19 protein-coding genes and 1 pseudogene are annotated in these 20286 nt (G+C 68.1%); 18 read left to right on the plus strand and 2 right to left on the minus strand.

Annotation, left to right across the window (positions count from 1 at the left end):
• Positions 1-198 precede the first annotated feature (198 nt).
• Positions 199-480, plus strand: a complete 282-nt coding sequence (locus tag ABTX78_RS15665; RefSeq protein WP_004571953.1) for an HU family DNA-binding protein — start codon at positions 199-201, stop codon at positions 478-480.
• Positions 481-738: 258 nt separating this feature from the next.
• Here the strand turns inward: ABTX78_RS15665 and murA are convergent, their stop codons facing one another.
• A complete protein-coding gene (murA, locus tag ABTX78_RS15670; RefSeq protein ID WP_352207339.1) occupies positions 739-2079 on the minus strand; it encodes a UDP-N-acetylglucosamine 1-carboxyvinyltransferase in 1341 nt (446 codons plus the stop codon).
• Between the two features lie 281 nt (positions 2080-2360).
• On the opposite strand from murA, the gene ABTX78_RS15675 reads away from it, so the two are divergent.
• From ABTX78_RS15675 to ABTX78_RS15750, 16 genes and pseudogenes are all read left to right on the plus strand, one after another.
• On the plus strand, positions 2361-2921 hold the full coding sequence (locus ABTX78_RS15675; RefSeq protein WP_352207340.1) for a YqgE/AlgH family protein: 561 nt from the start codon (positions 2361-2363) through the stop codon (positions 2919-2921).
• Between the two features lie 127 nt (positions 2922-3048).
• Positions 3049-3336: a DUF3039 domain-containing protein gene (locus ABTX78_RS15680; protein ID WP_313946063.1), complete on the plus strand. Its 288-nt coding sequence runs from the start codon at positions 3049-3051 to the stop codon at positions 3334-3336.
• A 236-nt stretch (positions 3337-3572) separates the two neighbouring features.
• Complete coding sequence (locus tag ABTX78_RS15685; protein ID WP_352207341.1) at positions 3573-4877, plus strand: extracellular solute-binding protein; 1305 nt, start codon at positions 3573-3575, stop codon at positions 4875-4877.
• Between the two features lie 5 nt (positions 4878-4882).
• Positions 4883-5845, plus strand: coding sequence for a carbohydrate ABC transporter permease (locus ABTX78_RS15690; protein ID WP_352207342.1), 963 nt, complete (start codon positions 4883-4885; stop codon positions 5843-5845).
• Complete coding sequence (locus ABTX78_RS15695) at positions 5842-6681, plus strand: carbohydrate ABC transporter permease (protein ID WP_352207343.1); 840 nt, start codon at positions 5842-5844, stop codon at positions 6679-6681. The genes ABTX78_RS15690 and ABTX78_RS15695 overlap by 4 nt, the downstream gene beginning before the upstream one ends.
• A gap of 47 nt (positions 6682-6728) precedes the next feature.
• Positions 6729-8432, plus strand: a complete 1704-nt coding sequence (locus ABTX78_RS15700) for a beta-N-acetylhexosaminidase (RefSeq protein WP_352207344.1) — start codon at positions 6729-6731, stop codon at positions 8430-8432.
• A 286-nt stretch (positions 8433-8718) separates the two neighbouring features.
• Complete coding sequence (locus ABTX78_RS15705; protein WP_352207345.1) at positions 8719-9615, plus strand: FAD binding domain-containing protein; 897 nt, start codon at positions 8719-8721, stop codon at positions 9613-9615.
• Positions 9612-11072 (plus strand): 2Fe-2S iron-sulfur cluster-binding protein, encoded by a 1461-nt coding sequence (locus ABTX78_RS15710; protein ID WP_352207346.1) that lies wholly within the window; start codon positions 9612-9614, stop codon positions 11070-11072. Before ABTX78_RS15705 ends, ABTX78_RS15710 begins: the two co-directional genes overlap by 4 nt.
• Positions 11069-13384 carry a xanthine dehydrogenase family protein molybdopterin-binding subunit gene (locus ABTX78_RS15715; protein WP_352207347.1) on the plus strand — a complete coding sequence of 772 codons (2316 nt, stop codon included), beginning with the start codon at positions 11069-11071 and terminating at the stop codon, positions 13382-13384. Before ABTX78_RS15710 ends, ABTX78_RS15715 begins: the two co-directional genes overlap by 4 nt.
• Positions 13385-13421: 37 nt before the next feature.
• On the plus strand, positions 13422-13982 hold the full coding sequence (locus ABTX78_RS15720) for a hypothetical protein (protein ID WP_352207348.1): 561 nt from the start codon (positions 13422-13424) through the stop codon (positions 13980-13982).
• Between the two features lie 179 nt (positions 13983-14161).
• The gene (locus ABTX78_RS15725; RefSeq protein ID WP_352207349.1) at positions 14162-14491 is read left to right on the plus strand and encodes a hypothetical protein; all 330 of its coding nucleotides are present in this window, start codon (positions 14162-14164) and stop codon (positions 14489-14491) included.
• A gap of 23 nt (positions 14492-14514) precedes the next feature.
• Complete coding sequence (locus tag ABTX78_RS15730; protein ID WP_352207350.1) at positions 14515-14679, plus strand: hypothetical protein; 165 nt, start codon at positions 14515-14517, stop codon at positions 14677-14679.
• Positions 14680-14978: 299 nt separating this feature from the next.
• Positions 14979-15299, plus strand: coding sequence for a hypothetical protein (locus ABTX78_RS15735; protein WP_352207351.1), 321 nt, complete (start codon positions 14979-14981; stop codon positions 15297-15299).
• Between the two features lie 28 nt (positions 15300-15327).
• Positions 15328-15496 (plus strand): annotated as a pseudogene (locus ABTX78_RS15740) (site-specific integrase); the annotation flags it as partial.
• A gap of 317 nt (positions 15497-15813) precedes the next feature.
• Positions 15814-16986, plus strand: coding sequence for an HNH endonuclease (locus tag ABTX78_RS15745; protein WP_352207352.1), 1173 nt, complete (start codon positions 15814-15816; stop codon positions 16984-16986).
• Between the two features lie 572 nt (positions 16987-17558).
• A complete protein-coding gene (locus ABTX78_RS15750) occupies positions 17559-18032 on the plus strand; it encodes a DUF8453 domain-containing protein (protein ID WP_352207353.1) in 474 nt (157 codons plus the stop codon).
• Positions 18033-18106: 74 nt separating this feature from the next.
• On the opposite strand, the gene ABTX78_RS15755 is transcribed toward ABTX78_RS15750, so the two are convergent.
• Complete coding sequence (locus tag ABTX78_RS15755; RefSeq protein WP_352207354.1) at positions 18107-18757, minus strand: hypothetical protein; 651 nt, start codon at positions 18755-18757, stop codon at positions 18107-18109.
• Between the two features lie 529 nt (positions 18758-19286).
• Here ABTX78_RS15755 and ABTX78_RS15760 point away from each other — a divergent pair.
• Positions 19287-20270, plus strand: coding sequence for a DUF6414 family protein (locus ABTX78_RS15760; protein WP_352207355.1), 984 nt, complete (start codon positions 19287-19289; stop codon positions 20268-20270).
• Positions 20271-20286: the final 16 nt, after the last annotated feature.

Here is a 20286-nt window from a genome sequence, read left to right on the forward strand (position 1 = left end):
CCACGACGAGGCTGTGGCGCTTTTCGTGTGACTCTGGAGGGTGCCGGATTGGCTTTCCCGCCGTTGGTGGGGGCAGGATGCGTAATCGGGCGCGAGGGTCTGGAACTGCAGACCCGGGTCCGGGGACTGTCCGAGGGCCCTGGCAGCATCGGCTTCGATCTCACGCCTGACAGGCAAGAAGAACACGGGAGTAAGAACATGAACCGCAGTGAGCTGGTGGCCGCGCTGGCCGACCGCGCCGAGGTGACCCGCAAGGACGCCGACGCCGTGCTGGCCGCTCTCGCCGAGACCGTCGGCGAGGTTGTCGCCAAGGGTGACGAGAAGGTCACCATCCCCGGCTTCCTGACCTTCGAGCGCACCCACCGTGCCGCTCGCACCGCTCGTAACCCGCAGACCGGCGACCCGATCCAGATCCCGGCCGGCTACAGCGTGAAGGTCTCCGCGGGCTCGAAGCTCAAGGAAGCCGCGAAGGGCAAGTAAGCAGCCTCAGGTCGTGTCCGCGGCGTCTCGTCCGGTTCGCGACGCCCTGCTCGCACGCTCGCCGCGTTCCGATACGCCCGAGTAGCTCCGCTACGAGGGCGCACCGGAGCCGTGCGATCGCACGTACCGGACGCCGTGAACCCCGCCCTCCGGGCGGACGACGACACGTTGCGGACACTCCCTGACGACACGAAGGGCGGCCACCCGAGAGGGTGGCCGCCCTTCTGTGCGTTTTCTGCTCTCGCGCGCCCTCAGGCGTCAGACGAGCGCCCCGCCGGGCAGCTCGACCTTGGCGCCGAGCTCCATGAGCTTCTCCATGAAGTTCTCGTAGCCGCGGTTGATCAGGTCGATGCCGTGGACGCGGGAGGTCCCCTGCGCCGCCAGCGCCGCGATCAGGTACGAGAAGCCGCCGCGCAGGTCGGGAATGACCAGATCCGCGCCCTGGAGCTTCGTCGGCCCGGACACGACCGCGGAGTGCAGGAAGTTGCGCTGGCCGAAGCGGCAGTCGGAGCCGCCCAGGCACTCGCGGTACAGCTGGATGTGTGCGCCCATCTGGTTGAGCGCGGAGGTGAAGCCGAGACGGGACTCGTAGACCGTCTCGTGGACGATGGAGAGCCCGGCGGCCTGCGTGAGGGCCACCACCAGGGGCTGCTGCCAGTCGGTCTGGAAACCGGGGTGCACGTCCGTCTCCAGGGCGATGGCGTTGAGCGAGCCGCCCGGGTGCCAGAAGCGGATGCCCTCGTCGTCGATCTCGAACGCGCCACCGACCTTCCGGTACGTGTTCAGGAACGTCATCATCGAGCGCTGCTGGGCGCCGCGCACATAGATGTTGCCCTCGGTGGCGAGCGCCGCGGAAGCCCAGGAGGCCGCCTCCAGACGGTCCGGGAGCGCCTTGTGGTTGTAGCCGCCGAGCTGGTCGACACCGGTGATCCGGATCGTCCGGTCGGTGTCCATGGAGATGATGGCGCCCATCTTCTGCAGCACGCAGATGAGGTCCTCGATCTCCGGCTCCACCGCCGCGTTCGACAGCTCGGTGACGCCCTCCGCCAGCACCGCCGTCAGCAGCACCTGCTCGGTCGAGCCGACCGACGGGTACGGCAGACGGATCTTGGTGCCGCGCAGCCGCTGCGGGGCCTCCAGGTACTGCCCGTCCGCCCGCTTCTCGATGGTCGCGCCGAACTGGCGCAGCACGTCGAAGTGGAAGTCGATCGGACGGCCGCCGATGTCGCAGCCGCCGAGGCCGGGGATGAAGGCATGGCCGAGGCGGTGCAGCAGGGGGCCGCAGAAGAGGATCGGGATCCGCGAGGAACCCGCGTGGGCATCGATGTCGGCGACGTTGGCGCTCTCGACGTGCGTCGGGTCGAGCACCAGCTCGCCGGGCTCCTCGCCCGGCCGCACCGTCACACCGTGCAGCTGCAGCAGTCCGCGGACGACCCGCACATCGCGGATGTCGGGCACGTTGCGCAGTCTGCTCGGCCCGCTGCCGAGCAGAGCGGCGACCATGGCCTTCGGCACCAGGTTCTTGGCGCCGCGGACGCGGATTTCGCCCTCCAGCGGGGTTCCGCCGTGGACAAGCAGTACATCGTGTGTGCCGGTCATGAATCTCGCGTTCCGGAGGGTCCCCCTCAGTGGTACGAGGGGAAGGTCGGACAGGGGGCCAGAGAAAAGGGTAAGGGGCCGTCACCCCTGCCCCGTAAGGGCGAGGACGCTTCAGCCACGTAATGAATTCGGTACAACACGTACGGTTCACGCTCTTTCGCTGAGCGTCACCGCCGGTGGCGGGCTCCGGCCGGTGCCCTGGCCCGTCCTGAGCTGCGCCGGTTCTCACACTGTCCTCGCTCGGGCCCCGCGCGGGGCCAAGATGCGGGATCATGTCTCGCATGACCGAGGTGTCCTCGCTCACAGGGCGGCTGCTCGTCGCCACACCCGCCCTCGCCGACCCCAACTTCGACCGGGCGGTGGTCCTGTTGCTCGACCACGACGACGAGGGCTCGCTCGGCGTGGTCCTGAACCGGCCGACGCCCGTCGATGTCGGCGACATCCTGGAGCCCTGGGCCGGGCTGGCCGGCGAGCCGGGTGTGGTCTTCCAGGGAGGCCCGGTCTCCCTGGACTCGGCGCTCGGAGTGGCGGTGATCCCGGGCGACGAGGGACCGCTCGGCTGGCGCCGGGTGTACGGCGCGATCGGTCTGGTCGACCTGGAGACACCACCGGAACTGCTCGGCGCGGCGCTCGGTTCGCTGCGCATCTTCGCCGGTTACGCGGGGTGGGGGCCGGGCCAGCTGGAGGACGAGCTCGGCGAGGGCGCCTGGTACGTCGTGGAGTCCGAGCCCGGTGATGTGTCGTCGCCCCGGCCGGAGGCGCTGTGGCGGGCGGTGCTGCGCAGACAGCGCAACGAACTGGCGATGTTCGCGACGTATCCGGACGACCCCTCGCTGAACTGACGTCCGGTTGACTGCGGGCCGGGACCCGGGTCGTGTCCGCGAACTCTCGTCCGGTTCGCGACGCCCTGCACGAGCGCTCACTCCCTCGGGCGCAGGGGGGTCGCGGGTGTGAGTACCCTTGGAGCTCATGAGCACTCTTGAGCCCGAGCGCGGGACTGGGACGGGAACCCTCGTAGAACCGACGCCGCAGGTGTCGAGCGGCGACGGCGACCACGAGCGCTTCGCCCACTACGTCCAGAAGGACAAGATCATGGCGAGTGCCCTCGACGGCACTCCCGTCGTGGCGCTGTGCGGGAAGGTCTGGGTGCCGGGGCGCGACCCCAAGAAGTACCCGGTCTGCCCGATGTGCAAGGAGATCTACGAGTCCATGGGCCCGGGTGGCGACAAGGACAAGGGCGGCAAGGACAAGAAGTAGCCCCCGGCCGCGGACCCACCGGGTCCCGGCGGCCGGAACCCCGAACCGGTACGGCCCCTGTGGCGCGCATGTGTGCGCGCCGCGGGGGCCGTTCGCGTTGCACGGAGTGCACCGGGCGGTCACAAGGTGGTTGAGACCTCTTGTCCCCGTGTTTGAGCGGCTCTAGCCTCCTGCGTGTTGTGCAGCACGAAACGTTGGTTGCGTATGTTGCAACGATGACCCGTAGGGGATCACCCATGAAGCTCAGCGCCCGAATCGCCGCACCCGTCGCGGCACTTGTCCTGGCGGGCCTCACCGCCACCGCCTGTGCCCCGCAGACCTCCGACAGCAGTGCCGACAAGGACGAGAAGAAGGGGACCCTGCGGGTCTGGCTGTTCCAGGAGGTCAACAACAAGCCCAAGGAGAAGGTCGTCGACGAGGCCGTCGCCGCCTTCACCGGCAAGCACAAGGACAGCAGGGTCGAGATCGAGTACATCCCCGTCGAGACCCGCGCCCAGCGGATCAAGGCGGCCTTCAACGACCCGAAAAGCGCCCCGGACCTGATCGAGTACGGCAACACCGACACGGCCGGCTACGTCAAGGACGGCGGACTCGAGGACATCAGCAAGGAGTTCGCCGACTGGGAGGACGCGAAGTCCACCGACCCGACGGCCACCCAATCGGTCACCGTCGACGGCAAGATCTACGGCGCGCCCTTCTTCGTCGGCGTACGGGCCCTGTACTACCGCACCGACGTCTTCGGTGAACTGGGCCTGAAGCCCCCGAAGACGCAGGACGAGCTGATCTCCACCGCCAAGAAGATCCGCGCCGAGAAGCCCGACCTGTACGGGATCGCGGTCGGCGGCGCGTACACCTACGGGGCGATGCCCTTCATCTGGGCCAACGGCGGTGAGCTGGCGAAGCAGGACGGCGGTACCTACAAGTCCGCCATCAACAGCCCGGCCGCACAGAAGGGCATCACGGCCTACACCTCGCTGTTCGGCGACGACAACTGCCCGGCCGCCAAGTGCGCCTCCATGGGCGGCAACGCCACCGTCACCGCCTTCGCGTCCAGCAAGGCGGCCATGGCGATAGGCGGCGACTTCAGCCACCAGGCCGTGGAGGCGGGCTCGGTGAAGGGCAAGTACGCCGTCGTACCGCTGCCGGGGCTGAAGGCCGGGGAGACGGCGCCCGCCTTCGCCGGCGGCAACAACGTCGGTGTCCTGAAGAGCAGTTCGCACCGCACGCTCGCGGTGGACCTCATGAAGGAGCTCGCGGGCAAGGAGACGCAGCGCAAGCTGTTCGCGGCGATGGGCTTCCTGCCGACGTACACCGACGTGCGCTCCGAGGTGGCGAAGAAGGAGCCGTTCGTCGCCCCGTTCGTCGAGACGCTCGCCTCGGGCGCCAAGTTCGTGCCCGCCTCGCCCGGATGGGGGCAGATCGACTCCTCGCTCGTCCTGCCGACGATGTTCCAGGAGATCGTCAGCGGCAAGAAGGACGTGGCCGCGGCGGCGGACGACGCCGCCGAGAAGATGGACACGGCGTTCTCCGCCGCGGGCTGACCGCCATGACGCACCAAGCGACAGCCGCCGGGCCGGCCGCGGTCCCCGTCAGGACCGCGCCGGCTCCGGCCGGACGCCGCCGCACGAAACGGCGCGACGGACGCTGGACCCCCTGGCTCTATCTCGCGCCCGCCCTGGTCGTCCTCGCCGGACTGCTCGTCTACCCGATCTACCAGCTCGGCCTGATCTCGTTCCTCGAATACACCCAGGCACAGGTCAGCGGCGGCGAACCGACCACCTTCCAGGGCTTCGGCAACTACCGCACGCTCTTCGCCGACAGCCAGTTCTGGGAGGTCCTGCTCGCCACCGTCGTCTTCGCGGCCGCCTGTGTCGTCGCCACCCTCGCCGTCGGCTGCACGCTCGCCGTGCTGCTGACACGCATCCGGGCGGTGCCACGACTCGCGCTGATGATGGCCGCGCTCGGCGCCTGGGCCACCCCCGCCATCACCGGCTCCACCGTCTGGGTCTTCCTCTTCGACCCCGACTTCGGTCCGGTCAACCGCATCCTCGGTCTCGGCGACCACTCCTGGACCTACGAGCGCTACAGCGCGTTCGCCCTCGTGCTCTTCGAAGTGGTCTGGTGCTCGTTCCCGTTCGTGATGGTCACGGTCTACGCGGGCATCCGGTCGATCCCCTCCGAGGTGCTGGAGGCCGCCTCCCTGGACGGCGCCTCGCAGTGGCGTATCTGGCGCTCCGTCATGGCGCCGATGCTGCGGCCCATTCTGGTCGTCGTCACCATTCAGTCGATCATCTGGGACTTCAAGGTCTTCACGCAGATCTACGTGATGACGAACGGCGGTGGCATCGCCGGCCAGAATCTCGTGCTCAATGTGTACGCCTATCAAAAGGCCTTCGCGTCCTCGCAGTACAGCGTGGGCTCCGCGATCGGCATCGTCATGCTGCTGATTCTGCTGGCCGTCACCCTCGTCTATCTGCGCCTTCTGCGCCGCCAGGGAGAAGAACTGTGAGCCGGCCCGGTATCCGCCGTCCCTGGAGGCTCGCGGCCGAGGCGTCCGCGCTCGTCATCGCGGTGATCGTGGCCTTCCCGCTGTACTGGATGGTGCTCTCCGCGTTCAAACCGGCGGGCGAGATCCAGTCCACCGACCCGCGTCCCTGGACGCTTTCACCGTCGCTCGACTCCTTCCGCCGCGTCTTCGAACAGCAGGAATTCGGCCGCTATTTCCTCAACAGCCTGTTCGTCGCCGGGGTGGTGGTCATCGCGTCCGCGCTGATCGCCTTCCTCGCGGCGACCGCCGTCACACGGTTCCGTTTCCGGTTCCGGACGACCCTGCTGATCATGTTCCTCGTGGCGCAGATGGTGCCGATCGAGGCGCTGACCATCCCGCTGTTCTTCCTCATGCGGGACTTCGGCCAGCTCAACACCCTGGGCTCGCTGATCCTGCCGCACATCGCGTTGTCGCTGCCGTTTGCGATCTGGATGCTGCGGGGCTTCGTGAAGGCGGTACCGGAGGCGCTGGAGGAGGCCGCGTACATCGACGGCGCGAGCCGGACACGCTTCCTGTGGCAGATCCTGTTCCCGCTGGTCTTCCCCGGACTTGTGGCGACGAGCGTCTTCTCGTTCATCTCCACCTGGAACGACTTCCTGTTCGCCAAGTCCTTCATCATCAGCGACACCTCGCAGTCGACACTGCCGATGGCGCTGCTGGTGTTCTTCAAGCCGGACGAGAACGACTGGGGCGGCATCATGGCCGGCTCCACGGTGATGACCGTGCCCGTCCTGGTCTTCTTCGTCCTGGTGCAACGGCGCCTGGTGTCCGGCCTGGGCGGCGCCGTGAAGGACTGACGCGTCCGCCCTGTCCCACCCCGCTCCCACCCTGAGAGGCTGCCGTCATGGATGACGCGTCCCTGATCCCCCGGCCCGTGCTCGTCGAGGCCCCCGGGGCGGCACCGGAGGTCTCCGCCCGGCCCGGGAACGGCCGGCTGCTGCTCGGCGCGCACACCCGCCTCGACGCCGAGGCCGGGACCGAGAGCACCGCCCGGTGGCTGCGCGCCGTGCTCGGCGCCGCCACCGGGCTCGCCTTCCCCGACGGCGCGGACCCGCACGGCATCGCCCTGCGCATCAGCCCCGACGTGGAACGGGAACTGGGGCCCGAGGGCTACCGGCTGTGCACCGACGGCTCCGCCACCGGTGCCGCGGTCGTCGTGGAGGGCGGCAGCCCCGCAGGTGTCTTCTGGGGCGCGCAGACCCTGCGTCAACTGCTCGGTCCCGACGCCTTCCGCGCCGCGCCGCTGCCGCCCGCCGGCCGCACCTGGGACCTGCCGCGCATCGCCGTCACGGACCGTCCCCGGTTCGCCTGGCGCGGCATGATGCTCGACGTCTCACGGCACTTCCTGCCGAAGACCGACGTGCTGCGCCAACTCGACCTGCTCGCCGCCCACAAGCTGAACGTCTTCCACTTCCACCTCACCGACGACCAGGGCTGGCGCATCCACATCGAGCGCCACCCCCGTCTCACCGACGTCGGCTCCTGGCGCACCCGCACCAAATACGGCCACCGGGCCTCCGACCTCTGGGACGAGACCCCGCACGGCGGTTACTACACCCAGGACGACATCCGCGAGATCGTCGCGTACGCCGCCGACCGGCACATCACCGTCGTCCCCGAGATCGACATCCCCGGCCACTCGCAGGCCGCCATCGCCGCGTACCCGGAACTGGGCAACACCGACGTCGCGGCCTCTCCCGACGGCAAGCCCCTGGCGGTCTGGGACACCTGGGGCATCAACCCGAACGTCCTCGCCCCCACCGACGGCACCCTGCGCTTCTACGAGGGCGTGCTGGAGGAGGTCCTCGCGCTCTTCCCCTCCACGTTCATCCACATCGGCGGCGACGAGTGCCTCAAGGACCAGTGGAAGGCCTCCCCGGCCGCCCAGGCCCGTATCGCGGAGCTGGGCCTCGCCGACGAGGACGAGCTCCAGTCCTGGTTCATCCGGCACTTCGACACCTGGCTGGCCGCCCGCGGCCGCCGGCTGATCGGCTGGGACGAGATCCTGGAGGGCGGTCTCGCACCCGGCGCCGCCGTCTCCTCGTGGCGCGGCTACGCGGGCGGCATCGCGGCGGCGGAGGCCGGCCACGACGTCGTGATGTGCCCCGAGCAGCAGGTGTATCTGGACCACCGGCAGGACGGCGGCCCCGACGAGCCCATGCCCATCGGCTACGTCCGCACCCTGGAGGACGTCTACCGCTTCGAGCCCGTTCCGCCGGGCCTGTCCCCGGAGGCGGCCGCGCACATCATGGGCACCCAGGCCAACGTCTGGACCGAGGTGATGCAGAACCGGGCCCGCGTCGACTACCAGGTCTTCCCGCGGCTAGCTGCCTTCGCCGAGGTCGCCTGGTCGGCGCTGCCCGCCTCCGCCGACCGGGACTTCGCGGACTTCGAGCGGCGAATGACCGCGCACTACCGCCGCCTTGACGCCCTCGGCGTCGACTACCGGCCGCCCGGTGGCCCGTTGCCGTGGCAGAAGCGCCCTCTCCCCGAAGGAATGACGGGCAGCCTCGGACGCCCGATCGAGGGTGCGCCCCCAAACGTGTGAGCCCGGCGCGAGCCCGGTGCTCGGGGCCGCGCATCCTGTCACGGTGGAAGGGCCGTGAGGAATACCCGCAACGGTCACCGAAGAGTGGCAATCCGCCTGTGATTCCGATGGCGTTCCAAATCGGTCGAACACCGAGCGAAGGGTGCATCCGGTACGGATGCACCCTTCGCGGACCCGTTCGTCGGTCGGCTCGGAAGATGTGCCAGAGTTGCCACGTCCGGGCTGTGAGCACGTACGGTACGGCCAGCACGGGCGGGACAGCCGGACACCGGGAAGGGGCAGCTGGGTGACCACGCACGCACCGCAGACATCGCAGTCGGTGACGCTGCCGGCTTCGCTCGACGAGGCCGTGGCGGCGCTGACCGACATGCCCGCCGCCGTGCCGGTCGCCGGTGGCACCGACCTCATGGCCGCCGTCAACCGGGGCCAGCTGCGTCCCGCCGGACTCGTCGGCCTCGGCCGCATCAGCGAGATCCGCGGCTGGCGCTACCTGGACGGACACGCCCTGCTCGGCGCCGGCCTCACCCACGCCCGCATGGGACGCCCCGACTTCGCCGCCCTCATCCCCGCACTCGCCGCGTCCGCGCGCGCCGCCGGCCCGCCCCAGATCCGCAACGCGGGCACCCTGGGCGGCAACATCGCCACCGCGGCCCCGACCGGCGACACCCTGCCCGTCCTGGCCGCCCTGGAGGCCGACCTCGTCATCGCGGGACCCGGCGGCAGCCGCCGGGAGATCCCGGTGTCCCATCTGCTGGCGGGCCGCGAGATGCTCGCACCGGCCGAACTCATCGGCTTCGTCCGCGTTCCCCTCCTGCACGCCCCGCAGGTCTTCGTGAAGGCCACGGGCCGCACCGGCCCCGGCCGCGCCACCGCGTCCGTCGCGGTCGTCCTCGACCCGGTACGGCGCGGGGTGCGCTGCGCGGTCGGCGCGATCGCGCCGATGCCGCTGCGGCCGCTGGAGGCCGAGCGCTGGATTGCGTCACTGATCGACTGGGACGGCGAGCGCGGACTCGCGGGCGAGGCGCTGGCGGCCTTCGGGGAGTACGTCGCGGCGGCGTGCATCCCCGACCCGGCCCCGGCCGCGCCGGGCGAGGAGCAGCCCGTGCTGCCGCCCGCCGTACTGCATCTGCGGCGCACCGTCGCCGCGCTGGCCCGACGTGCACTGGGGAGGGCGCTGTCGTGAGCAACGAAGAGAATCCGCAGGGGCGGGCGCCGGAACACGGTGGCTGGGAGCCGACACCGCAGGGCGAGTACGACGCCGAGGCGACCGGCTTCTTCCAACTGCCTCCCGAGGGCTCGCAGGACGGCGCGCCGCTCGCGGCACCCGGGCACGGCTACGTACCGCCGATGATCATGCCGTTGACGCCGGTGTCCGACCCGTCGGTGCCGGAGGGCTGGCACGTCCAGCAGCCCACGGGCGAGCCCGACACCGTGCAGTGGCCCGAGCCCGGCGGGTCCGCCGGCCACGGTGAGCAGTACACGGACCGGTACTCCGCGGACGCGCACGTCACCGGCCAGTGGAGCTTCACCGAGGGCGAGCCCGCGCCCGCCTCCGACGTGACCGGCCAGTGGACCATCCCCGTCGCCCAGGGCGATCTGCCGGAGGAGTCGGGCGAGTTCGCCGCCTCCCTGCTGCAGTCCCAGTGGGGCACCGCACCGGCGACCCTGCCGGGCAGCGCGTCCGCCCCGTGGGCGAGCGAGGCACCGGCGACCCTGCCCGGCGGCGCGCCCGCGCCCTGGGCCACGGCGCCCGCCGGCGGGAGTGCCGCGGACGACGAGCGCACGCCGGAGCCCGAAGCCGCTGAGCCGCCGCTGACGGAGGATGCCCCGGTCGAGCACGCCTCGGCCGAGCGGCACGAGGAGGAGAGCCCGGGGGAGCCGTCGCGGGACGCGTACGCCCCGGAGCCCTTCGCGGCCGCCGAGACGTCCGCTCCCGAGACCTCCGTTCCTGAGACGTCCGTTCCCGAGAGCGACTCCGCCGAGCCCGCCGAGTTCGCCTCGTCCCCCGAGTCCGCGGCAGCGTCGGGGGCAGCCCTGTCCTCGACGGGCACGGAGGAGCACCCGCCCACCTCCTACGTCCTGCGCGTCAACGGGGCCGACCGGCCCGTCACGGACGCCTGGATCGGCGAGTCGCTGCTCTATGTGCTGCGCGAGCGCCTCGGCCTCGCCGGCGCCAAGGACGGCTGCTCCCAGGGTGAGTGCGGCGCCTGCAACGTCCAGGTCGACGGCCGTCTCGTCGCCTCCTGCCTGGTCCCGGCCGCGACCGCCGCCGGATCCGAGGTCCGCACCGTCGAAGGCCTCGCCGGCGACGGCGAACCGTCCGACGTGCAGCGCGCCCTCGCCGCCTGTGGCGCCGTCCAGTGCGGCTTCTGTATCCCCGGTATCGCGATGACCGTGCACGACCTCCTGGAGGGCAACCACGCCCCCTCGGAGCTCGAGACCCGCCAGGCCCTCTGCGGCAACCTCTGCCGCTGCTCGGGCTATCGCGGCGTGCTCGACGCCGTGAAGGAGGTCGTCGCCGAGCGCGGGGCGAGCGCGGCGGCCGCTGCCGAGGCGAGCGAGGAAGCGCGCATTCCGCACCAGGCGCCGCCCGGTGCCGGTAGTGTGCAGCCCCACCCGCACGACGGAGGCATGGCGTGACCAGTGACGCGGCCACCACCGCGACGCCCCAGACGGCCGGTACCCCCCGCCCCGACCAGCCGACCCACGGCCTCGGTGCCTCCCTGCCCCCCGCCGACGCCCGGGCCAAGACCGAGGGCACCTTCCCGTACGCCTCCGACCTGTGGGCCGAGGGCCTGCTGTGGGCGGCCATCCTGCGCTCCCCGCACCCGCACGCCCGGATCGTGTCGATCGACACCTCCGCGGCGCAGGAGATGCCGGGCGTACGCGCCGTGGTGACGCACGAGGACATTCCGGGCGACACCGCGTACGGCAGGCGCATCGCCGACCGCCCCGTCTTCGCCTCCGAGATCGTCCGCCACCACGGCGAGGCGCTGGCGGCCGTGGCCGCCGACCACCCCGACACGGCCCGTCTCGCGGCAGCCGCCATCGCCGTCGAGTACGAGGTGCTCGAACCGGTCACCGACCCCGAGAAGGCTTTCGCCGCCGAGCCGTTGCACCCCGACGGCAACCTGATCCGGCACATCCCGCTGCGCTACGGCGATCCGGACATCGCGGGCGACATCGTCGTCGAGGGCCTGTACCGGATCGGCCGCCAGGACCCCGCGCCCATCGGCGCGGAGGCCGGTCTCGCCGTCCCGCGCCCCGACGGCGGTGTCGAGCTGTACGTCGCCTCCACCGACCCGCACACCGACCGCGATCTGGCCGCCGCGTGCTTCGGCCTCGACGCCGAGCGGGTGAAGGTCGTCGTGACGGGCGTCCCCGGCGCCACCGGCGACCGCGAGGACCCCGGCTTCCAGCTCCCGCTCGGCCTGCTCGCGCTGAAGACCGGCTGCCCGGTCAAGCTGACGGCCACCCGCGAGGAGTCCTTCCTCGGCCACGCCCACCGCCACCCGACCCTGCTGCGCTACCGCCACCACGCGGACACCGAGGGCCGCTTGGTGAAGGTCGAGGCGCAACTGCTCCTGGACGCCGGCGCGTACGCCGACGCCTCCTCCGAATCCCTCGCCGCGGCCGTCGCGTTCGCCTGCGGCCCCTACGTCGTCCCGCACGCCTTCATCGAGGGCTGGGCCGTCCGTACGAACAACCCGCCCTCCGGCCATGTGCGCGGCGAGGGTGCCATGCAGGTGTGCGCGGCCTACGAGGCCCAGATGGACAAGCTGTCCGCGAAACTGGGACTCGACCCGACCGAGGTCCGGCTGCGCAACGTCCTCGCGACCGGCGACATCCTCCCCACCGGCCAGACCGTCACCTGCCCGGCCCCGGTGGCCGAACTGCTCCAGGCCGTACGGGACTTCCCGCTGCCCTCACTGCCCAAGGACTCGCCGGAGGACGACTGGCTCCTGCCCGGCGGACCGGAGGGCGCCGGCGAACCGGGCGCCGTCCGCCGGGGCGTCGGCTTCGCGCTGGGCATGGTCCACATGCTCGGTGCCGAGGGCACGGACGAGGTCTCCACCGCGACGGTCAAGGTGCACGACGGGGTCGCCACCGTCATCTGCGCGGCCGTCGAGACGGGCCAGGGCTTCTCCACGCTCGCCCGCCAGATCGTCCAGGAGACGCTCGGCATCGAGGAGGTCCACGTGGCCTCGGTCGACACGGACCAGCCTCCGGCCGGCGCGGCGGCCCACGGCCGCCACACCTGGGTCTCGGGCGGCGCGGTGGAGCGGGCCGCGAAGATGGTCCGCACCCAGCTGCTTCAGCCGCTGGCCCACAAGTTCGGCATGTCCACCGAGCTGCTCCAGATCACCGACGGCAAGATCACGTCGTACGACGGAGTGCTGTCCACGACTGTCACGGAAGCGATGGACGGCAAGGAACTGTGGGCGACGGCCCAGTGCCGCCCGCACCCGACGGAACCGCTCGACGGCTCGGGTCAGGGCGACGCGTTCGTGGGCATGGCGTTCTGCGCGGTGCGCGCGGTGGTCGACGTGGACATCGAGCTCGGCTCGATCCGCGTGGTCGAAATGGCGGTGGCCCAGGACGTGGGCCGCATCCTCAACCCGGCACAGCTCGCCAGCCGCATCGAGGCGGGCGTCACCCAGGGCGTCGGCACGGCCCTCACCGAGAACCTCCGCACGGCCCGCGGCCTGGTGCGCCACCCGGACCTCACGGGCTACGCGCTCCCGACCTCACTGGACGCGCCGGACATCCGGATCGTGAAGCTGGTCGAGGAACGGGACGTGGTGGCTCCGTTCGGCGCCAAACCGGCCAGCGCGGTCCCGGTGGTGACCTCCCCGGCGGCGGTGGCGGCGGCGGTGCGGGCGGCGACGGGCAGACCGATCAACAGGCTCCCGATCAGGCCGCAAGCGGCGGTGGCGGTTCCGCAGGGCTGAGGGCCGGCCCTCGGGGCACGGCCGATTGCTCTTGCACGTGCGTGAAGCCGTTTCGGCGACGTTGATGAACGACGTCGTGAAGCACCCGGACAGGTTCTCCGGCACGCCGGCCGAGAACCTGCAGAACATCGCCTACGGCACCGGCACCATCGAAGGAATCCTGGGCGACGCACGGCACGACGAGATCGTCACCGGTGGGCAGTTGAGCGACAAGGACTACAACGAGCAGCTGCAGAAGCGTGCCGACATGTTCAACTCGGTTTTCGGCTCGACGGTCGGTCTTGCCACCGACCGGGTCCCCGTGGCGGGGGAGATCATCAACGGCGTCACCGAGATGGTGGTGGGCGAGGTCGTCGAGGGAGCGGAGCGCAACACCGCCGCCGAGACAGCGGACAAGGCCGGCCAAGCGTCGTTCGCCGCCCGGGAAAACGCCGTGGAGCAGGCGCGCAACGGCTTGTCCGTGGCGGGCATTCCGGCCGGCGTCGACGAGACCGATCTGCGCAGGAACGTGGCCGGTGAGGCGGATGATGGCTTTGATCACGATGAGCACCTGCTGCGAAACGCGAAAGACTTCTACCAGCGCAACCCTCCGGAGTAGGCGAGCATGTCGGTGACGAGTGTGTCCACGCGGGGCAAAGTCCTGTCCCTCGCGGCAGTGTTGGTGGTCGCGGCCGCGGGCCTGGGAAGTGGCTGTGGGCGGCCGGCGGCGAGAGCGAGGCCAAGCCGTTGAGTGCGCCGGCTGAGCCGTGTTGGGACGGGACGCCGAGCCAGGGGTCGATGCAGAAGCTACTCGGGCCGGGCAAGCAGTTGTTCCTCGAGAAGTCGCCGTACAGGGTGATCAATGACCACGAACTGAGCTTCTGCGCTTACAAGGCCCAGGGCGACGACGGTGTGGAGCCCGTGCTCGCCGTGAGCCTCGGTTGGGACAGCGAACCCCCCAGGGCGGACGATTTCGAGGCGGCCGGCGCTCTCGAGGGCGACAAGGCGAAGACTTTCGACGCCGGGGTGCACGCCTACTACCTGGGGCCACGAACCGGCTCTACTTCCAGTGCGATGCGGATCTGCCTAAGGACGCTGCGGACCACCCGCGGAACGACAAGTACGTGAAGGTGAACGTCACGGCCAGCCCCATGCCTTCCGCCCACCTGAGCGCGAAGCAGGCCCGCGAAGTCGGTCTCGGCATGGTCCTGGAGGTTGCCCACAAGGTCGCGGCCCAGGCCGGTTGCACCAACGACACCAATCTTCCGAAGTCCGCGCCGCAGATCGCCGACGCGAACTGGCCTCGGTTCCACTAGGCACGCGAGGGCCGTTGTTGCGTAAGGAGTGTGCGGTGACAGCCAAGTCGTGCGGGGCAGGATCGCTCTCGTCGGAGTGACGGCGGTCGCGGCTTTGGGCCTGGGGGTGTGGCTCGGTCCGGGCAAGCAGTTGTTCGTCGAGAAGTCGCCGTACAGGGTGATCAAGGACCACTGGCCGAGCTTCTGTGCTTACTCGGCCCAGGGTGACGACGGCGTGAGGCCCGTGCTCACCGTGAACCTCGGCTGGAACAGCGAACCGCCCAAGGCGAACGACTTCGAGGCCGCAGGCGCCCGCGAGGGTGACAAGGCACAGACGTTCGACGCCGGGGGTGCACGCCTACTACCTGGGGCCGACGAACCGGCTCTACTTCCGGTGCGACGTGGGCCAGAGCAAAGACGCTGCGGAGCACATCCGGAACGACAGGTACGTGAAGGTGGATGTCCTCGCCTACCCCATGTACTCCGCTCACCTCACCGCGAAGCAGGCCCGCGAGGTAGGCCTCGGCATGGTCCTCGAAGTCGCCCACAAGGTCGCCGGCCAGGCGGGTTGCACCAATGACACCAACCTTCCGAAGTCCGCACCGAAGGTGGATGACGCGAGCTGGCCTCGCTTCCGCTAGGGACAACATGTCGGTGACGGGAATGTCCGTGCGGGTGTTCTACGCGAACATGCAGGCCAAAGGCGGCAAGCCCGGGACCGTTCACCAAATGCATCGCACCTTCCGTACCGCGCTCAATGAAGCCGTACGGCGAGGGCATCTCGGCAAGAACCCCGTTCAGTTGCCAAGGCCCTCAAAACGGGGAGTACGAGGTGGAAGGGCGGCACTCCCGAAGGGGTGCCGCCCTTTTCATTGTCTGGTCAGGCAGCCAGAGGCCGTGGCGGGAATCGAACCCGCGTAACTCGCTTTGCAGGTTTGTCCGGGCTGGTCAGAGCATGATCCGGAAGCGTTCAGCAGCGTTCATTCCCGTACGGGCGCTGCATCGGCTGGGGCTGCGAGAACGGCCCCGAACGCTCGAGCACGGCGATGAATGAGACGGGAACTGAGACGCGCCCCACCTAGACCGAGAGGGCAGCGCCGTTGTCAGCGGTGTTGCCTACGCTCGTACCCAACGCCAACGACACAGGGGTGCGGGTTGAAGATCCAAGACCTTACGGATGCCGGAGCCGTCGAGAAGGCCCTCGCCGAGTTCGACGACCTCGGCGGGCTCGCGTTTCGCAAGCGGTACAAGTTCGGCCCGTCCACTCAGTACTTCCTTAGCCACGCCGGCCGCCTGTACGACGCAAAGGCCATCGCCGGCGTGGCGTACGGCTACCAGCACCCTGCCACGGGAGCGCTCAACAACAAGCAGTTCGACGGTGGCGAGGCTGCAACGAACAAGGTTCTTCGCCGACTTGGATTCACCATCGTCGACAGCCACTCCGAGTCGGTGGATGCGGAGCGAAGTTGGCGACTCCTTGTATGGGAGGACCTCGTCAGTCGGCGGAACGAGGCCGGTCTCGTCACGCCCGACGCCGTACGGTCCGTTGGGGCATACGGAAACTTCCGCGGCATCTGGGTTGACTCCGCTCGCACGAAGAAAGTCCATCCCACCGGCGTCGCGGTTGGCCTCAAGCACACGGGGCAGCACTACCCGGACGATTTCAGCGACACGGGCGTGCTCTACCACTACCCTGTCACCGGACGCCCCGGCCATGACCTCGCCGAGGTCAACGCCACCAAGACCGCCGCCGAACTCAAGATTCCTGTCTTCGTCATTAGCGAGGTTGGTGACTTCCGCGGTGTACAGCTCGCTTGGGTCGAGGGATGGGAAGACGAGAGTCACCTGTTCCTCGTCAGGTTCGGCGAGGCTCCGCCCGAGCGCATCATCGACCGGGACCGATCCGAGGAAGAGCCGTTCTCACTGGAGGGCAACCGCAGGCGGAAGCGGCAAGGGGCGGTGACGATACGCCCGGATCAAGCGCGTTTCAAGATCGAAGTGTTCCGTCGGTACGGGCCCCGCTGCACGCTGTCGGGCATCGCCGTTCCAGAGATGATCGAAGCTGCTCACCTGCGCGGCGACGCCGATGGCGGTAGCTCTGACGCCCGGAACGGCCTGCCCATGAACGCCGCCCTTCACCGTGCGTTTGACGCCCACTTGTTCGCCATCAACCCGGACACACTGACGGCAGAAGTGCGCCCGGAGGGCCCGACGTTGGATGAGCTCGGAATCGTTCACCCCAAGCTCGCCTTGCCTCGCCTTCCCCACCGAGACGCCTTGGCATGGCGCTACGCCGAATGGTTGCGGCGCATCGGTCACACGACCTGATACCGAGAGGTAAAGACGCGTCCTCGTGGGGGTCGGGCCAACACGCTTTCCAACTGTGCGCATCGCTGTCCGGGGGCGTTCGTAGGGGTTCATGGGGCAGCTCAGAGGGCGTGCGCGTACGGCTGCGAACGGTGGCGGCCGTCGGCGCACTGGACAAGAACCAGGACAACAAGCGCCCTGAGCCAGCGCGCTGGCGGTGGCTGTCGTCGTCCGCCGCCTCTCGGTGTCTGTCTCGATTGAGTCCATTCGCGCGAACCCGGGACGGCTGCGGATCGGGTGGACGATGCTCTGGTGCCCTGACCTCAAAGAAGAGATCTTGTAGTCGTACGCCCTTATGAGATCGTCGGCGTGACCAACGTAGGCGTTGACGTCACCCGCTTCTGAGCTGTGTGCACTCGGCAGGATTCGAACCTGCAACCTTCTGATCCGTAGGCGGGTCGAGCAAACCGCCAGCAGGGCGCAGCCGAATCCGATACAACCGGTCCATGAGTCGAGCGGACGCGCGTCGAGCATCAGGAGCGGTAGACAAACTGGAGCAGCGACGCCAACGCAGCAACACCCTGGCCACCTGGGTGACTGCCATCGTCTCCGTGGTCGCCGTCGCTATCTCAATTGTAGTTTATATGGAGAGCCGAGATGCAAGCGAAGCAGCGGAAAAGAGGGAGGCCTCGAAAATATACTTGACCGTCACTGAGGACAAGAATGGAAAATACATCGAATTGAAAATAGCGAATACCGGGACAACTCCAATCCGAAACGCTGTAGTCACTCTCACGAAAAATAAGCAGCCGGAGCCTGTATACGCCTATAATTTTGGTTTTATCGCTGCATGCAAGCAGGAGATCTCCCCGATAAATATTTCACCAGATGACCCGATACGCATTGGAGATCTCTACTTTCAAGATTCTTCCAATCAGTTCTGGAAGCGAGATCCGTTGATGGCGCTTCAAAAATACAGCGCTGAATCTTTCAATGCAAAGATCACACCCCTATTTTCCCCGTACAGGGCAGACAAGAAATCCAGGCCCACGGAATCCTGCGGGTGAGGTCACCACCTCGTCAAAACGCGGCTTGGCTCGTGAAGCGGTGACCTGTCGGAGGGGAACAGGGGTTCGGCAGGTCACCGAGACCGCTGGTCCGGTGCAATTTCCTGTGGCCCTGACCGTGGCGTAGGGGCCAGAGAGTCAGCGATCGTCGGAGGTCGAAGATCATTCTGTTGCCCTTGGCCGAACCAGTAACCGATGATGGCTCCAGCGATCCCAGTAACCGGGGTGATGTAGAGGCTGAAGTCCTTTGCGGCAATCCCAGCGATCATGGCCACCCAAGGGGAGGCGATGATCGAGAAGACCACGGCCACCAATGCCCAGCCGCGAACACTCTCTGCACGTCGAATAAGACCTGAGTGGTGATAGGCAAGGTCGGCCCGATGTTTCCGATCTTCGAGTTCCACTTCCCAGCGCCGCTCGGTCTCGCGAAGGCGCACCTCGGCGTCGATTTCCTTAGGCGTCTCTGGCCGCTTACCGAGATGAAATACTGGCTGACCTTGCCCAGCTGCGAGCTGCTGCTTCTCTTCCCGAGGAGCAACTACTTGCTGGGTAAGAGTTTCCACCTCTTGACTCTTGTCACTCCAAATGCGCAGCCTGAGCACGTCTTGTTTGAGTAAGAGCCGGTACTCAGTAATCCAATCCTGCTCTGTCTCAGGCATCCTTCCCAACTGCCAGTCATGCGTGATCCCTTCGAGCTCGAACCCGTGCGGACTCACTTCAGACACGCGCGCTCCCCCTCCTCTGATGTGGGTCGGTACCGTACAGGCCCTCGGGGCAGTTCCGGCAAGGTTGACGCCCCCTCACCCTGAAGCAGGTTGTACTGGCAACCCGCCAGGACGGGCTGCTATGTCCGCCGGCAGGAGTCTGCTCGTGAAGCCCTCGAAGCACAGCCGCTCGTACGCGACGGCGGTCGGCACGTCCTGTTCCGTAGGCGCGGGCCCCACAGTTGCCGACGGCTCGAGCGCCCCCGGCAGTGCCGCTGTCTCTAGTCCGTCGCCTGTTGATGAGTCCACGGGTCTTCGTCGACGTTGCCACGAACCTCCGTCCCAGGCGGTGCTCTCCAACCGGCCGAGTGCACATGAGTGGTACGGCACGCTGTCGGACGCTGCCATCGAGGCACGCTCGGCCAGCTCTGAGGTAACGCACCTCAACTCCCCAGAGGACCACTCCGCGGCTGGGGTCTCCGCAATGTCGCCGAACGCATAGACCGCACGCAAAGGTTGTTGCACCATTGAGGGCAACGAGGGGGGCTACATGCTGATCCGTGAATTTCTGTACGTCGACGTCGAGAAGGTGCGCTCAATCCTTGCGCAAGTCGAGGGAAGCGTTCCTGAGACGTCGAGCGCGGCGGAGCGAACCGTCAGGCACGGACATGCAGAGAGCAGAGCGCCGTACAACCACGAAGCTTCGGATGAATCGCGCATCAACAAGTCGCTCGCGGATTCACTCTTCCCCAGCCTTGAGGAATCACTGAACTCCGAAGACCTCGTGCGGGACATTACAGAGAAGGCCAAGTCCCCGGAATACTGGACATCAGGGGCCCTTAAGGCGGAAAATCCCGCCGGTTCACTCATCCGCCTCACCGCACCCGGCGCCCTTTTCGACGCGCGGTACGTTGCCGCGTCTTTCGCCGGCCTAGCAGCATCCGTTACAGGATTCCAGGGCCTCGACTCAGACACCCCTGAGCCCGCTACTCTACCGCCCGCTGTACGCAAGAGAATGAACAAGAGTAAGGATAAAAACAGGAAGCCGACTTCCACGAACGAACTAGAGGATAGAATTCCAGATTTCAGTTTTTCTGATGCCGATGATTTCAATAGTGAGAATTTGCGCAGCATGATTAGAATCGCGCGAGGGCTCTTTACGCCCGGACTTCACCTGAACTTCTTTCCGGTCGAGGACTTCGAGTACTCGGTGAGCGTTCGATTGAATGAAGGGCGCCAGTACTTGGACAGCGACCCAGAGATTCTTTTCGCGCGATATGGAACGCAGGAGCAAGAATGGACTCTGGTCGGGAGCATCGGGCACCACGCTGATGAAGTGTCCACTATTTTCGACGGAGCCGGATCGTTCACCGACGAATCCGGTCGCGTCGCGCGAGGAAAAGCCGCCAAGTTTGTTAACCGATTCCTGGGCTTCATGGGCGCATCAGGATTTTCAGACCTTCCGCAGTACCCTGGATTCTCCGTCGTGCCCCTAGCGGTTTACCGGCAGATCCCTGTTGGTAAGCGCTCTTAGGATTCGAGAGGGCGGC

It is taken from the genome of Streptomyces sp. NPDC096193, from assembly GCF_040302905.1.
Taxonomy (GTDB): Bacteria; Actinomycetota; Actinomycetes; order Streptomycetales; family Streptomycetaceae; genus Streptomyces.